Here is a 14,748-nt window from a genome sequence, read left to right on the forward strand (position 1 = left end):
GTCGCACATCGGATCCGCTGCTCGACGTGGCGCAGACGTCACCAATACCGCGCCCAACAGAGCCACTACCAGCGACAATCGACCCACGAACCATGACCATCACGAACTACGGCTGGAGTACTAGCGCCGTCAGCCGGCGAGGGTGCGAGCAGAATCCTCCCGCCCAGATCCGGAAAACCACTCGCACACCCGACTGAAACCCACCTCAAGATCCACAACGATATCCATCGGTGGATCCAGGTAAGGCGCACTCAACTGGGCCTTCACGCCGTCTCTGTCATACCGAAAGTGCCGTCAGGGGCCCCCCAGCACCCCGGTCCTTGCTGCTCTGGACAGAACTGACCATCCCGACTCGCTTTAAGTTCCAGGCATTGCCGTACGTACTCAGGTTTGGCGCCCGCGGAGTTTCCGGATGATGCCGCGGACGAGGAGCGGGGTCACGATGGCGGCGAAGACGACGAGTGCGGCCCAGCCACCGAAGCCGGAGATCCCGCTGCCGGCGTACGCCTGAGGCGCGGCGTCACGCCAGTTCTTCGAGCCCCCGTTGGCCAGGTCCGCGTTGGGGTCGGCGCTGGTGGTGGCGGTTCCGGTGGTCGAGGTCGGTCCCGCACCGGCCGGCCCGCTCGGTTTCGTGCTGCTCGAGCCGGTGCCGCCGTGGGTCAGCTTGTCCACCCCGCCGAGGCTGGCGAACGGGTCGGGCGGGCTGGCGGCACCCGCGCCCAGACCGCCGTGGAACGTCGGGTTCGCGCAGTTGCCGGGGTTCAGCTGTTTCGCGGGTTTGCCGGTCAGCCGGGCGTTGGAGTTCATCATCTCCTGGGACAGGTTCTGCGGCAGTGGCGAGTAGCCGATCCTCGCCATGTTGACCTGCCCGTCGCACGCGACGAAGTCCAGGAACGACGTGACCGTATCGGTTTTCGCCGGATCACCGTACCCTCCGCGGCAGGTGTCTCGCCCATTCGAGCAGGGCATCATGAGGTACGAGTACGCCGAGATCGGGTAAGTCTGCGGATCGGGGTTGGTGTAGACGTTGTCGAGTTTCTGGCTGAGGTCGGGTCGCAGTTCGGCGGCGGTCAGCGCGGCGGCGATGTTCTCCGCGAACGGCTGCTTGTACTGTCCCGCTTGGTTTTCCACCCACACCGTCGGCGCGCCGTAGCGCACGGCGTAGCTGAATTCGTCGTACCCGATGGAAAACGGGACGTTGTCCTGCGCGACGCTGGTCGCGATCTGCTCGGAGTCGGCGAACAGGCGGTACCAGTCGGCGTCCGGGCCTCGGGTGGGCAGCTGGATCGGCCGGACGTCCGGGGGCAGCGGGCCGATCCCGGTGCCCGCGTTCCTCGACACGAAACTCTGGTACGCCGCGGGCGCGGACTTAGCGATGAAGTCGTAGAACAACGCCGTCGTGCCCGACTGCCCGTTGCGGCCCAGCAGGGTGATCGGCTGGTCGGGCAGTGCCTTGCCGCCGTTGGTCGCGCTGATCGCCGGGTCGCTCCAGCGCGTGATGTCGCGGGTGAAGATCCGGGCGATGACCGAGCGGGTCAGGTGCAGGTAGTCGACGCGCTTGCCGGACGCGTCCTTGACGTCGTACATCACCGCCACCGCCCCGGCGACGTCCGGCACGTATTGGTAACCGCGTTGCTGCGCGGACTGGCCACCGCCGCCGGCGGCGATCAGCGAGCTGACTTCCGCCTCGGTCGCGCCGAAGTCGACAGTCCGGTCGCCGTACTGGTTGACCCCGGTGGGCGACCCCAGACTCGAGTAGTTGATCGGGATACCGCGCGACGTGGCGCCCTGCTGCCAGTCGCCCATGGCGAGCGCGACGTAGGACGAGCCCGAACCGGTGACGGCGGTGTAGGCGCTCGCCGACGAGGCGAACGCGAGTTGTGACCCCAGGCCGACGGCGGCGCACGCGGCCAGGACGCCGAGTCTGCGGAGGAGGGAATGCTGGCGACTCATGGGTTTCCGCTCACCTCAGCCGAATCGGCCGTTGACGTAGTCATAGGTACGTTCGTCGTCGGGGTCGTCGAAGATCTTCTCGGTGGACCCGTGCTCGATCACCCGGCCGGGTTCGTTCTCGGCGGCCAGGAAGAACGCGCAGTGGTCGGAAACCCGCTGCGCCTGCTGCATGTTGTGGGTCACGATGACGACGGTGACCTCGTGGCCGATCTCCGCGATGGTCTGCTCGATGCGCCGCGTCGACGTCGGGTCGAGCGCGGAGCACGGCTCGTCCATCAGCAGCACGTTCGGCTGCACGGCGAGGGACCGCGCGATGCACAGCCGCTGCTGCTGCCCGCCGGACAACGCGCCGCCGGGCGCGTTGAGCCTGTCCCGCACCTCGCGCCAGAGCCCGGCGCGCTGCAGGCTCTGCTCGACCAGTGCTTCCTTGTCGTTGCACTTGACTCCGGCGAGCTTCAGCCCGGCGACCACGTTGTCCCGGATGGACATCGCGGGGAACGGGTTCGGCTTCTGGAACACCATGCCGATCCGCAGGCGCACCTGCTGGGCCCGCGTGCCGTCGGCGTAGACGTCCTTCCCGTCGAGGAGGACCTCCCCGGACAGGCTCGCGGACGGCACCAGCTCGTGCATCCGGTTGAGGATGCGCAGGAACGTCGACTTGCCGCAGCCGGACGGGCCGATCAATGCCGTCACCTCGCGGGCGGGCATGGCCAGCGACACGCCTTCGAGCACCAGCCGGTCGCCGAACCAGGCCGCGACCTCGCGTGACTCGAGCTCCGCGGCACCGGGCGGCGGCCCGCCGGTCAGCCGCACCTCGCGCGTGCTGGCCTCCCGGCCTTCCTCGTACTCCGCTTCGAGGTAGTCGATGTCCGCACCGGCGGCTTCACTGCCCGCGTCGGACAGGTTGGTGGTGTCGGTCACCGGATCTCCTGGGTGGTTTTCGTGGCTTGCTTGACTTTGCGTTTCGACCGGTCGCGGCCGAGCAACCGGGCGAGGGCGAACAGGGTGAAGATCAGGATGATCAGCACGAGCGCGCCGACGTACCCGCGCTGCTGGACGTTTGCCAGTGGCTCCTTGACATACCGGTACACCAGCAGCGGCAGGCTTTCCTGCGGGTCGCTGAACGGGTCGGCGTTCATCCCGAGAGCGCCGAACGAGGTGAACAGCAGCGGCGCAGTCTCGCCCGCCACCCGGGCCACGCCGAGGATGACCGCGGTGGTCACGCCGGTGCGGGCGGTCGGCAGGACCACCGACCACACCGTCCGCGCGCGGCTGGCGCCGAGGGCGAGGGACGCTTCGCGCAGGCCGTTCGGCACGAGCCGGAGCACGACGTCGATGGTGCGGGTGACGGTCGGCAGCATCACCATGGTCAACGCGAGCGTCGCCATGAAACCGTTGTAGCTGAACAGACCCACCCTTGCCTGGATACCGGGGATGATCAACGCCGCGTAGACGAACAGCCCGGCGACGATCGAGGGCAGCCCGCTCATCGCGTCGACCATGATCCGCACCGGGCGGCGGAACCTCGACCGGGTCTCGTTGAGGAAGATCGCGGTGAGCAACCCGAGCGGCACCACGAACACCAGCGTGAGCCCGGTCTGTTCGAGCGTGCCGACCACGGCGTGCAGCCCGCCGGTCGCCGACGCCGGATCGGTCGGCCCGACCGAGGACATGTCGTGGGTGAAGAACCCCAGCCGCAGGTAGGGGCCGCCCTTGACGATGATGAACCCGAGGAGGAACAGCAGCGGGACGAGCAAGCCGAGGGCCCCGGTGACGACGACCGCGGAGGCCAGCCTGTCGGTCGCGGCGAGCTTGCCCAGCCTGTCGCGCGTGACCAGGTAGAGCATCACCAGGTACAGCGCGTAGGCGACGATCAGGTCCGCGAGCCAGCCCGGCGACGTCAGCAGCAGGTGCATCACGAACCACGTGAGCAGCACAGCCGACGCCGCGCAGCCGAGGGACACCAGGCGGTCGGCCGGAGTGGTCGTCGACGGCCTGCGTTTGACCAGCGGTTTCGGGGTGGTGCGTTCCGCGGTGGGGCTCGGTGACGTGGGTGTCGTGGTGGTCATCAGGCGTCCACTCCGGCGCCGGAGCGGCTCTTCGAGATGATCACCGACGCGGTGAAGTTGGTGGCCAGGGTGAACACGAACAGCACCAGCCCGGCGCCCATCAGCCCGCTCAGCGCCAGGCCGGACGCGCCCTTGTTGTTCGCGATGTAGCCCGAGATCGTCGCGCCGCCGAACTGCAGGAGGTGGCTGCTGATCTGCGGAACCTGTGGCAGGAGCAGGGAAACCGCGATGGTCTCGCCCAGCGCGCGGCCCAGCCCCAGCATCGAGCCGCCGATGATCCCGCCGCGGCCGAACGGCAGCACGACCGTTTTCACCATGCCCCAGCGGGTACTGCCCAGCGCGAGGGCGGCTTCCTTTTCCCCGGGCGGGGTCTGGGTGAACACCTCGCGGATCACCGAGGTCGTGATCGGCAGCACCATCAGGGAGACGACCAGGCCGGCGATGAACATCGAGTTGATGAACAACGTGTTGTCCTGCGTCGCGAACAGTGGGAACCAGCCGAGGTTGTTCGTCAGCCAGGTCGACACCGGCACGATCTGCGGACCGAGGAAACTGAACCCCCACAGGCCGTACAGCAGGCTGGGGATAGCGGCGAGCAGGTCGACGAGCCCGGTCAGGAAGCCGCGAAGCCTGCTGCTGGCGTACTCCGTGATGTACAGCGCCGCGAGGATGCTCACAGGCACCGCGACGCACACCGCGATGAGCGCGACGACGATGGTGCCGTAGAGCAGGCCGAGCACCCCGAGCTTGCTGTTGGCGGCGTCGAAGTCGATCGTCGAGAAGAAGCCGAAGCCGCTGACCTTGAACGCCGGGCCGGACCGGTAGATCAGGAAGAACCCGATCACCACAAGGATTCCCAGCATGCACAGGCCGGCGCCGGTGGTCACCCGGCGGAAGGCCCGGTCCGCCGGGGACGGTACGTCGGTGACCGCCCGCCTGCCCGGGGCGGGCGGATCGGGCCGGGGAAGCGCGACGGTCACAGGCTGCCTTCCTGAGCGAGCACGGGCGATCGATGTCCGGGCAGGCCTGAGTGCCCCTCGAACCCCTCTTCCAGCTCAGTATGTGGTCCTTTCCACGGCTAAAGGTGTACGCGCGGGGAACGCCCGACGGGGCGTCGGTGAATCACCTTCATGTTCACGGCTCCGGCGTTGACCGGGGGAGTCGCGGTCGGGGAGCTTGGACCGTGCGGGCGCCTGTCGTGGCGCTGTGAGGTCGGGGAGTGTTCCGTGTTCGTGGTACTGAGACGTGTCTGCCTCGTGTTCGTCAGCGGCGTCCTGGCGGTACTGGGCGTGCTCGGCGCGCCGTCCGCGAGTGCGCAGGAAGCGCCACCACCGGCACTGAGCTACACCGTCAAGACCGTGCCTGCGAATCTTGCGCACGTGCAGAATGGTGACGCCGTCAAGATCACGATCTCCGGTCTGCCCGCCGGCGCGACCGCGGTGCTGCGGGTCTGCCCGGCGACCCTGCCGGACACCCTGCTCAAGGGCATCGGCGCCGCCGTGCCGCAGCATGACGTGACCGCGCGGGTCAATGCCTACTGCGGGGTGCTGAACGACGAGCTGGCCGGCGCCGAATACGGCCAGGTCAGCCGCAACCGGAGCGCCACCACCCACGACATCGTCTACGACACCACGATTCCTCGCGGTCCCAGCGTCCCGGCCTACGTCGCCTTCGATCCGAGCTACACCAGCTTCGACAAGTCCGAACCGTTCTTCCCGTGGGCCGACAACCCGGTCGTGTCGACCTCTCCCGACGGTACGAAGATCCGGCAGCGCAAGTGGTCGTTCAGCTGCGACGAAACCCATCCGTGCACCTTCGCGCTGCACTTGGACGGCGTCGTCGCGGGCACCCCGGCCGCCGCGCAGGACAACTCGATCACCTTCGCCCCGACAGCTCCCGGCCTGTCCGTCGAAGGCTGCGCCGGCATCGGGCCGAACACGTTGGACGCGAGCATGCCCGAGCGGTTCGGCCGTACGGCGGTGACGTGGAACCAGTTGCTGTGCGCACCTACCAACTCCAACCAGCCGACCAACATCGTCGCGGAGAACGAGGACACGGGGTTGAAGGCATTCGACACCGGAGCTTCCGACGTCGTTTTCACCGGTTCCGGCGGCACGCTGGCGACGCAGACCACCCGTGACCGGCAGTACGTGCCGGTCGGGTTGAACGCCGCGGTCATCGCCGCCGTCGGCTGGTCGCCGACCGATGTCGACGATGGCGGCGGCCAGTTGATCTCGCAGTTCGCGACCCATTTGGACTTCGGTTTCGACGACGTCGCCAACCTGCTTTCGAAGAGCGGTCAGACACCCGAAGCGCCGGAGACTCCCGGCCGCGGCGGGATCTTCGTCAACGACGCTCCGCTGGTGAAGCGCAATCCGGACCTCGCCGCGATCGACTTCGGCGGGAACCCGGGTGCGGGATTGAATGCCAGGGCCCGGGCAGGCGCGCTCTACCCCGACTTCTACGGAGTGACGGGGGAATCCGGTGCGGGTACCGTCCCGCTCGCGTTGTCGGAGACGCTGGCGTCGGCGGCCCCGAACGCGTGGAAGTTCCCCGACCAGCCCGCCACCGCGTACTCCGGCAAGTCGCCAGGGGTCATCACTTCGCTGGACGCGTTGAGCCCGGCGGGACTGCAGGCCCTGCGCAACATGGAGCCGAAGGTCGGGCAGCTCGCCGTCCGCAAGACCGTCAACAACGCGACCATCGGCACCGGCGGGGAATGCGCGTCCGGGTGTCTCAACTGGATCGTCACCGACCTGGCGACCGCGACCCACTACGGCTGGGCCATCGCGGCGCTGCCCAACGGGCACGGCGGTTACGTCACGCCCACCACGCAGTCCCTGCAGGCGGCCGCGAGCAGCATGAAGGAGGGCAAGGACGGCACGCTGCAGCCGGGCACGGTGTCCGATCCGGACGGGTACCCACTGACCTTCGGCGAGTATCTCGCGGCCCCGGTCAATCCCCTGATCGACGCGAACTGCAAGCCCCTGCAAGGGAAGCAGGACCAGCTCACGGCGTATCTCGCGATGGCGCGGGCGGGTGGGCAGAACGCGCTGAGCCCCGGGATGGCGCCGCTGACGCCGGCGCTGGCGACCGAAGCAAACCAGCGGGTGGCCAAGGTGGGTACCGGAACGACTGGTGCCGCCTGCCACGAGCAGGCCGCCGCGAACAACCCGCCGCCGACCAGTCCCGGCGGTGGCGCCGGCGCGACGCCCACGTCGAACACCGGCGCGTCGAGCACGCCTGTAGGTACCGGGCCGGCTCCACTCGTCGCCCCGCTCAAGGCGGCCACGCCGTCCACGGTGAGCGCGGCGAAGAACCTGGCGGATTCCGTGCGGATCCCGGCGTTCTTCGGTGGCGGTGTCCTCGGCGCGCTGATTCCGTTGCTGGCACTGGTGGTGCTGGCCGTTCTTCCGTCCGCGACGGGGTATCTGGCGGCGGGCAAACCGCTGCCGCCGTGGTTGATCTCGCTGCTCGGGCGGGTTCGTGTCGGTCGAGGTGAGGTGTGAGCGCCGATCCCGCTGTCACCGAGAGCGCTGTTACCGAGCCCGTTGTGTCCGAGAGCGTGTCGGTGGGTCCTCGGTGGATCGCCGCGGTGGCCGGCATCTGGCTGGTCGTCTCCGGGGTCTGTTTGACACTGGTGATCTACGCGATCGGTCCGATGCTGGAGAACAGCGACCAGGAAGCGGCGCTTGGCGCCTTCCGCGGTGAGGTGAACCAGGCTCTCGGCGCGACGCAAAGCCTGTCCGGCGCCGCGGCGCCGACCAAGCCCGCCGAGTTCGGTGCCCCGGTGGCCGTGCTGGAGATCCCCAAGCTGCACGTGCAGCAGGTCGTCGTCGAGGGGGTCTCGCCGAGCGAAACGGCGTCCGGCCCGGGGCATGTGCCGGGTACCTCGGGGCTGGGGCAGCCGGGCAACGCCGCGGTCGCCGGGCGGTACTCCGGTTACGGGGCGCCGTTCGGCCGGCTCGGTGAACTGCGGGCAGGCGACGAAATCGTCGTGGCCACCACGCAGGGAAGCTCGCTGTACCGCGTGACCGGTACGGCCACCAGAGACCTGAACGAGGACACCGACTACGGCAGGACCGACAACGACCGGCTGACCCTCGTGACGTCGGCGTCCTGGTGGCCACTGGCATCGACGAGCGCGACCGTGGTGACGGCGAACCTCGAGGGCAGGCCGTTCCGCCCGGCACCCCAGAACGGCCGCGCGGACGCACAGGACGGCCGAACCGGCGAGTCGGCCGCTTGGGCGCTCCTGGTGCTCTCGTTCGGTGCGTTCTCCGCGGTGGCCTTCGGCGCGACGTGGTTGTACCGCCGGTGGCGGCCGGTGTCGACCTACGTCATCACCGCTCCGGCGCTGCTGGCGCTGGCCGCCTTGTCCGCGATCTCCCTCTGGCGCCTGCTCCCCGCCTGGACCTGAGGACAGCTGGCCCCTCAGTCCACCTTGGTGGTGTGTGGCCCTGGCTGTCCTGAGGCGTAACACTTACCTAAGTGGGTGGGCCTCGAACCGCTCCCAAATCGTCCGGCCTGGGGGTCTCCGTACGGCGCGGTCAGAGGACGAGCGTGGCCTTGCTGGTGGCCGAGTGGAAGAAGTCCGGTGTGCCGGCGTAGAACGCGCGCCAGATGCCGGGGTGCGACTGGTCGGCCGAGGCGGAGAACGTGAACGTGGTGCCGTTCCACTCCGCGTCGGCGGTGGCGACCGTGGTGAAGCAGGGGCTTCCCTGGCCCAGGTACTGGATCTGCACGGGGATCGGGGACGGCGTGAAGTTGCCGGGGAACTCGACGGTACCGGCGACCGCTACCTTGCCAGCGGAGTCGCGCGCGGCGGTGAAGCCGGTGAAGTCGGACGGCTGCAGGACGGTGATCTTCGGGGTGTCGGCGGTCGCGTCCGCGACCGAGGGATCGGCCGTCAGGTGGGCGAGATGGTAGGTACCGGTCCGGAACGGCGTCACCGAAGTCCGGTAGCGGCCCGAGGCATCGGTGACGGGTGTCGCGACGGGCTCGCCGCAAAAGTCGTCGATGCAGAAGGAAACGGGTACCTCGGCTCCGCTGACCGGTCGCCATCCGCTGCCCGCCGGCGCGGTCAGCGTGCCGGTGATGATGACGGACCGGCCCGCGTCGACCGCGGTGCTGCTGACACTGGCGGTCAGCCGCGCCGGTGCGGTGCCGGCCGACGCGGGCAGGGCGACCGCGGTGGTCACGGCCGCCACGGCGATCGAGACGAGCGTGATCTTCTTCAGGACGCGAATCATGTTCTCCCCAAGCTGAGGGTTCCCGAGTGACTCTGGCGATGGCTAGGTCGGCGGCGCGGGGACCGATGTTTCGGCGGATCGGGTGTCTTCGCCGTGCGTTGGGCACTCGGCCGTTGGGGCTTCACCTGACCCCGGCGGTGTGCTCGAATTGTTCACTTCGCGGTCGTCGCGCCTTCACCCATTTTGGTAACTCGCTCACGTACTACCGCGATGTAGTAACTGTGGTCAGGGGGTTTTAATGAGTGTTGTTCACATCAGCGCGACCGTCGGTGATCGTCGGTGACGAACAAACCTCGGTTTCAGCTGATCGACGCTGCCGGTGAAACCGTGAGATGGCGCTTACTCGGTGGAAACAACCTGTCACTCGGGTCTGGTTCCATCGCTTACCAGACTTCCGGGGACTGCCTGGCCGGCATCGAATTCCTGCGTGCCAACCTCGATTCCCTGGAGATCGAATTCAGCCACGACAGCGGATCCCGCTGGCGGTGGATGCTGTACTCGGGCGCGGAGTTGGTCGCTGTCGCGAGTCATTTCTACGGTCGCCGGATCGAAGCGCAGCATGCCTTGGACAGATTTCGCGCCGCCGTACCGGGGGTGGTGGAAACCGGCGATCACGGCCGGGTGGCGGATTGGCGCAGCAAACAGTCCAAGGACCAGCGGAAGACTTCTTAGCCTCCCGTTGTGTCACGCACACGCTACGGAAAGTGCGTTCGCCGGACATTAACCAATCAGCCGTCGGGCGGGAAGGCAAAACACCGGCGGCGGCCAGGCTGATCGGGCGAACTGGACAGGTCACACCGAACTAGAGGGAGAGTGCAACAACATGCGTGCTCGTACTACTCGGTTTCTCGCCGCGACCGCGATCGCGGCGGGCGCCTGCCTGCTGCTGACCGGTACCGCTTCGGCCGTTCCCGCCGCCAACGGCGTCCCCGAGGTGCTCGCGGCCGCCGGCTCGGACACCATCTTCAACGTCACGGCCCCGATCTTCGCCAACGCCAACAGCGGGACCTGGAACACCGACCCGGACAACTACGTGAATGTTCCCCCGGTGCTCACCGGCACTACCACGTTCACCGTCCCGGCCGACCCGTTCAACGCCGCGGTGACCTACAACGCCACCACCAACGTCCCGCCGGACGGCTCCAGCGCCGGCAAGGCCGCGCTGAAGGCTTCCGCCGACGCCGGCAACGGCCTGATCGACCTCGCGCGCTCGTCCTCGCCGCGGGCGACCTCGGACCCGTCGACGTTCGAGTACTACGGCTTCGCGAAGGACGGCGTCACCTGGGCCTCCTCGGCCACCGGTTCCGGTGCGGGCCTGAGCCTGACCATCACGCAGCTGCGCAGCATCTACAACGGCACCATCACCAACTGGAACCAGGTCGGCGGTGGCAACGCGGCGATCAAGCTCTACCTGCCGCAGGTCGGCTCCGGCACGCTGAGCTTCTTCACCGGCACGGTGCTCGGCTTCGACCCGGCGACCATCTCCGGGCTCACCATCAACCGGTTCCAGGAAAACGACGCCACCTCGATCCCGGCGGCCAACCAGGCCACCGCGATCGTGCCGTTCTCCGTCGCCCAGTGGGTGGCGCAGGGCAACAGCGTCAGCCCGAACAAGCGGGCCGGCTTCACCGTCAACAAGCTGACCGGTGCCGGTTCCGACGGTGCGCCGGTGACCGGTTCCGCGGGCGCCTACGTACCGGCGTTCGCCGACACCTTCCTCGGCGCTCGCACGGTGTTCTACGTGCTCGACAACCGCACGGTGTCCTACGGCCAGGCCAAGCGGGCCGTCGGTTTCGACCCGACCGACCACGCCGCGACCGCCAGCCCGCTGTGCGGCGGCAAGCTCGCCGCGACGTTGACCCAGTACGGCTTCAAGCCGCTGGTGGCCAACGCGAATGGCATCACCTGCGTCAAGTCCTGATTCCCGGTAGTGCTTCTCGAGCTGCCCGGCGGATCACCAGTCGCCGGGCAGCTCGCTGTGGTCAGGCAGCGAAGTCGAAGACCCGCTCGAGGATTCGGCGCCCGGCACGACCCCAGGTGGGCTGCCCGCCGGGAAGACCCCGTTCCCACGCTTGGCCGACGGAGACGAGCCCGAGCGCGGTCAGGACGGCCCAGCCTTGAGCGCGGTGAACCGTCGCCTCGTCGGTCACGCCGTAAGCGCTGAGGAATTCTGCGGATGCGCCTTGTGGTAACAGTTTCCACGCGGCGGCGAGGTCGATGGCCGGATCGCCGGCACAGAGCTCACCGAAGTCGACGATGCCGGAGATCGTGCCGTCCGCAATGACGGCGTTGGCGGGGTGGAGATCTCCGTGGAGCCAGACGGCGGGCCCGGTCCAGCTCGGCGCGGCGATGGCCTGGTGCCACACCTCCCGTGCCCGGTGAACGTCGACGACCTCGGCCACGGCGTCGAGGCTGGACTCGAAACCCTCCGTCAACGTCGGCTGGTTGTCCCAGCCCGAAGGCACCGGCCGAACCTCGAGACCGGCCAAGTCCGGGTGCTGCTCACGAACTAGGTTACGGACAAAGCTCGCGTCGACGTCAGTTCGTTCCATCCCGAGGACGGTAATCAGTCCGCGTAGTCGGTCGCGGGCTCGGTGGCGTAGCGGGCCATGATCGGGATGACGTCGGACGGGTTGAAAGGCTTGCCGGCGGAAAGCATTTCGCGCAGGTCGCGGAAGTATTCGACGTACAGGTCCGGGGTGAAGGTATTGACCATGACCGCGGGAATGTCCCCGGGGTTGGCGAAGGTGTGCGGGGCACCGGTGGGCACCATGACGAGCGTTCCGGCGGACGCGTCGTGGTCCTCGTCGCCGATGGTGAAGCGCACGGTCCCCGAAACGACGTAGAACCCCTCGTCGTGCTGGGCGTGCCGGTGCTGGGGTGGCCCGGGCGCGTGCGGCGCCACGGTGATCTCCACCATCCCCAGCCGGTGCTCGGTCGTACTGCCGTCCTCGAGGATGCGCATCCGCACCAACTCGTTGTCGAGAACCACTTCCCCGTCGCCGGGGCCGACAATCGAGATCTGAACCATGGGAACTCCTCGTGATAGTTAACTGTCATGAAGACAGTAAGCTATCGTGAATCCTGGCGCAAGGGTCTTAGCGGCTTGCGACGGCGCCAGGGCAGTACTCGGCGAGGCCGAACATGGCGAGGTCTTGCCAAGCCGAACCTTGGAGGGCGGCGCTTTCGTTGCCCGAGGGACGGCAACTCGCCGTCGACTTGCGAGCCGCCGCAACGGCGGTGGCCGCCGGTTGGAGGAGAAGCGCTGGCACTTGGCAGAAGGCCGTGTCGCCCTAGCCGGCAACGCCGCGCGCTGCGCCGGGTTGCTGTCCCGGGCGAGGAACGGTGGTCGAACCCGCCCCGAGGCTCATCGCTTCGTGGTCGGCGGAGGTACCTTTCGCCTTCGTGCCGTGGATGTCGCAGCCGTCCACCGGATGTTCGACGTGCCGAGCAGGACGAGGCCGCCGTTCTGGGAGCCGTTGACCGTGAAATTCTCGAAGACCAGATCGTGTGCGCCGCTGGCGTAGGCGCCGAAGCCGTGGGACCCGGTCGAAGTGATGCCGATGAACCGTTGGTAGGAGTGGTTGCCCAGTGCGATAAGGCCTTTGCTGCCGCCGGTCCCTGTGATGACCGCGCTGCCGCCGTCGCCGTAGAAGGTGATGTACTTTCCCGTGGACCCATTGTTCTTGATGGTGAGTCCGCCGGTGTAGGTCCCGGCCGCGATGTCGACGTTGTCGCCGGGCCGAGCCGTGTCGGCGGCACGTCCGCGGGACAGGCGCGCTCCCTGGCGTAGGCGATGCCCGCCGCGAGCACCACGGCCACTGTGGCGACAGCCGTGCTCCACCCGATCTTGCCGACCGTCACCAGTATGAATCCTCCGTCTGGGGCGCACCGGCTGGCACGTCCAGCGGTGCCCGACGGTTATAGAAGTGCTTGTCTGGGACCCGTCCCAAGCTGGTGGTGGATTTTCGAGATTCCATTCGTACTTAAGGAAAAACACCGGCATCCGCCGTAGGTCACACGCCACGATTACGTTAAGCAATCAGCTTCGATCCTGGTGCATCAGTGAGTGACGCGCTTTGCGGTCAGTTGGCCGCGAAATCGGCTTCTCGCAACGTAATTCGCTGTGAAGTGACTTCTCGCAGCCTATCGATGATCACGTGCAGCGATAATGCGGATCACCTTAAAGGGTATCGAATGGTAGTTCGACTCGCGGTAGAATAAAGGGGTGTCCAGCTCAGTGATCCAGTTCCCCTCGCTCGCCGAGATTCGGCGTGCGAATCCGGTGGAAGCTGCGGAGATCGCCCGCCGACTGGCGCGGATTTACAACGAGTGCGACGCACTGTTCGGTGTGCTGGCGGCGAAAGTAGAGACCGAAGGCGTGAAGGTCGTCTACCAGTATCTGAACACGGCACTGTGGTTGGATGATGTCACCCAGCTCGGCCCGGCGGCGGCGAAGCGGATCGTGATCCGAGGCAAGGCCGTGAACTCCTCCAGTAACCTGGATGGCACGGAGATCCCCGCGATCGCACCGTTGGCCGGTCTCGCGGCACGTGCAGGCGACATTACCCCGGCGCATGTGGATGAGATCGTGAACGCCATGATCAAGATGCCCGCGACTGTGTCGGATCGGGATCGGGCGGGTGCGGAGAAGATCCTGGTCGACCTCGCCCGGCAGGCGACACCCCTCGAGGTCCGCAAGGCCGGTGACCGGCTGTTGAACACCTTCGACCCGGATGGGCCGGAGCCGAAGGATCCGCCGGAGCGACCGCAGCGGGAGTTGGCGTTCCAGGAGCACCGCGACGGCTCCGCGACCCTCAAAGGCAAGCTCGACAACCTGGCCTACGCCCAACTCCGCGCCGCCCTCGACCCCCTGGCGAAGCCGCACTCGACGAAAGAGGAAGGCCGCGACCCCCGCAGCCAATGGGAACGCCACGCCGACGCGCTGGTCGATCTGGTCCGGCTCGCAATGACCGTGGACGAGATTCCGACCCATGGTGGTGATCGGGTGCATGTGGCGGTCACCGTGGACTACGAGACGTTGAAGTCCGGGATCGGGACGGCGATGCTGGACTATGGCGGTGTGATCACGGCGGCGGAAGCACGGATGTTGGCGTGTGACTGCAAGGTGATCCCCGCTGTCCTCGGCACCGACAGCGAGCAGATGGATTTGGGGCGGTCCAAGAGAATTATCACCACCGGGCAACGGCGACGACTTGTCATGAGAGACCGCGGTTGCGCGTTTCCCGGTTGTAAAAGCCACGCCAAACACTGCGACGGGCACCATATCGTGTATTGGATCCTCGGCGGGCCAACAAATCTGAACAACTTGACCCTCCTCTGTGAACGGCATCACCGTCTTGTGCATTGTGGTGGTTGGGAAGTACGGATGGGTGGCGACGGGAGACCGGACTTCATCCCACCGTCTTATCTAGATCCGCTTCGAAAACCGAGGCGTAACATCATGCACGTGT

13 protein-coding genes are annotated in these 14,748 nt (G+C 67.4%); 5 read left to right on the forward strand and 8 right to left on the reverse strand.

All coding sequences use genetic code 11. From position 1 onward, the window contains the following. Positions 1-384: 384 nt before the first annotated feature. The 4 genes from JWQ81_RS00685 to pstC all read right to left on the reverse strand — a co-directional run bounded on the left by JWQ81_RS00685 (position 385) and on the right by pstC (position 5,002). The gene (locus JWQ81_RS00685) at positions 385-1,953 is read right to left on the reverse strand and encodes a substrate-binding domain-containing protein (RefSeq protein ID WP_297536761.1); all 1,569 of its coding nucleotides are present in this window, start codon (positions 1,951-1,953) and stop codon (positions 385-387) included. A gap of 15 nt (positions 1,954-1,968) precedes the next feature. Then, positions 1,969-2,760 (reverse strand): phosphate ABC transporter ATP-binding protein, encoded by a 792-nt coding sequence (locus JWQ81_RS00690; RefSeq protein ID WP_366942237.1) that lies wholly within the window; start codon positions 2,758-2,760, stop codon positions 1,969-1,971. A gap of 110 nt (positions 2,761-2,870) precedes the next feature. Then, positions 2,871-4,022 (reverse strand): phosphate ABC transporter permease PstA, encoded by a 1,152-nt coding sequence (gene pstA, locus JWQ81_RS00695; protein WP_297536762.1) that lies wholly within the window; start codon positions 4,020-4,022, stop codon positions 2,871-2,873. Next, complete coding sequence (gene pstC, locus JWQ81_RS00700; RefSeq protein ID WP_297536763.1) at positions 4,022-5,002, reverse strand: phosphate ABC transporter permease subunit PstC; 981 nt, start codon at positions 5,000-5,002, stop codon at positions 4,022-4,024. Before pstC ends, pstA begins: the two co-directional genes overlap by 1 nt. Before the next feature lie 246 nt (positions 5,003-5,248). Between pstC and JWQ81_RS00705 the strand changes: the two genes are divergently transcribed. Together JWQ81_RS00705 and JWQ81_RS00710 are read left to right on the forward strand one after the other, a co-directional pair. Then, complete coding sequence (locus JWQ81_RS00705; RefSeq protein ID WP_297536764.1) at positions 5,249-7,531, forward strand: hypothetical protein; 2,283 nt, start codon at positions 5,249-5,251, stop codon at positions 7,529-7,531. 44 nt (positions 7,532-7,575) lie between these two features. Beyond that, positions 7,576-8,442 (forward strand): sortase, encoded by an 867-nt coding sequence (locus JWQ81_RS00710; RefSeq protein WP_297536773.1) that lies wholly within the window; start codon positions 7,576-7,578, stop codon positions 8,440-8,442. 130 nt (positions 8,443-8,572) lie between these two features. Here JWQ81_RS00710 and JWQ81_RS00715 read toward each other — a convergent pair whose 3' ends face one another. Next, positions 8,573-9,274, reverse strand: a complete 702-nt coding sequence (locus JWQ81_RS00715; RefSeq protein ID WP_297536765.1) for a hypothetical protein — start codon at positions 9,272-9,274, stop codon at positions 8,573-8,575. 279 nt (positions 9,275-9,553) lie between these two features. Here JWQ81_RS00715 and JWQ81_RS00720 point away from each other — a divergent pair, with 279 nt between their 5' ends. Both JWQ81_RS00720 and JWQ81_RS00725 read left to right on the forward strand, forming a co-directional pair. Beyond that, positions 9,554-9,946 (forward strand): DUF1508 domain-containing protein, encoded by a 393-nt coding sequence (locus tag JWQ81_RS00720; RefSeq protein ID WP_297536766.1) that lies wholly within the window; start codon positions 9,554-9,556, stop codon positions 9,944-9,946. A 151-nt stretch (positions 9,947-10,097) separates the two neighbouring features. Beyond that, on the forward strand, positions 10,098-11,195 hold the full coding sequence (locus tag JWQ81_RS00725; protein ID WP_297536767.1) for a substrate-binding domain-containing protein: 1,098 nt from the start codon (positions 10,098-10,100) through the stop codon (positions 11,193-11,195). Positions 11,196-11,256: 61 nt separating this feature from the next. Here JWQ81_RS00725 and JWQ81_RS00730 read toward each other — a convergent pair whose 3' ends face one another. From JWQ81_RS00730 to JWQ81_RS00740, 3 genes are all read right to left on the reverse strand, one after another. Next, a complete protein-coding gene (locus JWQ81_RS00730) occupies positions 11,257-11,826 on the reverse strand; it encodes a phosphotransferase (protein ID WP_297536768.1) in 570 nt (189 codons plus the stop codon). A 14-nt stretch (positions 11,827-11,840) separates the two neighbouring features. Continuing rightward, positions 11,841-12,305, reverse strand: a complete 465-nt coding sequence (locus JWQ81_RS00735; RefSeq protein ID WP_297536769.1) for a cupin domain-containing protein — start codon at positions 12,303-12,305, stop codon at positions 11,841-11,843. Positions 12,306-12,641: 336 nt separating this feature from the next. Beyond that, positions 12,642-13,118 (reverse strand): hypothetical protein, encoded by a 477-nt coding sequence (locus tag JWQ81_RS00740; protein ID WP_297536770.1) that lies wholly within the window; start codon positions 13,116-13,118, stop codon positions 12,642-12,644. Positions 13,119-13,502: 384 nt separating this feature from the next. Between JWQ81_RS00740 and JWQ81_RS00745 the strand changes: the two genes are divergently transcribed. Then, on the forward strand, positions 13,503-14,748 hold a 1,246-nt coding region (locus tag JWQ81_RS00745; RefSeq protein ID WP_297536771.1), incomplete at its 3' end, for an HNH endonuclease signature motif containing protein.

The sequence above is a fragment of the Amycolatopsis sp. genome (genome assembly GCF_025464955.1).
Classification (GTDB): domain Bacteria; phylum Actinomycetota; class Actinomycetes; order Mycobacteriales; family Pseudonocardiaceae; genus Amycolatopsis.

Excerpts from the sequence above, each read along its gene's own strand:
- JWQ81_RS00735 (WP_297536769.1), bottom strand. The coding sequence starts at position 12,305 with ATGGTTCAGATCTCGATTGTCGGCCCCGGCGACGGGGAAGTGGTTCTC.
- JWQ81_RS00685 (WP_297536761.1), bottom strand. The coding sequence starts at position 1,953 with ATGAGTCGCCAGCATTCCCTCCTCCGCAGACTCGGCGTCCTGGCCGCG.
- JWQ81_RS00730 (WP_297536768.1), bottom strand. The coding sequence starts at position 11,826 with ATGGAACGAACTGACGTCGACGCGAGCTTTGTCCGTAACCTAGTTCGT.
- JWQ81_RS00725 (WP_297536767.1), top strand. The coding sequence starts at position 10,098 with ATGCGTGCTCGTACTACTCGGTTTCTCGCCGCGACCGCGATCGCGGCG.
- JWQ81_RS00715 (WP_297536765.1), bottom strand. The coding sequence starts at position 9,274 with ATGATTCGCGTCCTGAAGAAGATCACGCTCGTCTCGATCGCCGTGGCG.
- pstA (WP_297536762.1), bottom strand. The coding sequence starts at position 4,022 with ATGACCACCACGACACCCACGTCACCGAGCCCCACCGCGGAACGCACC.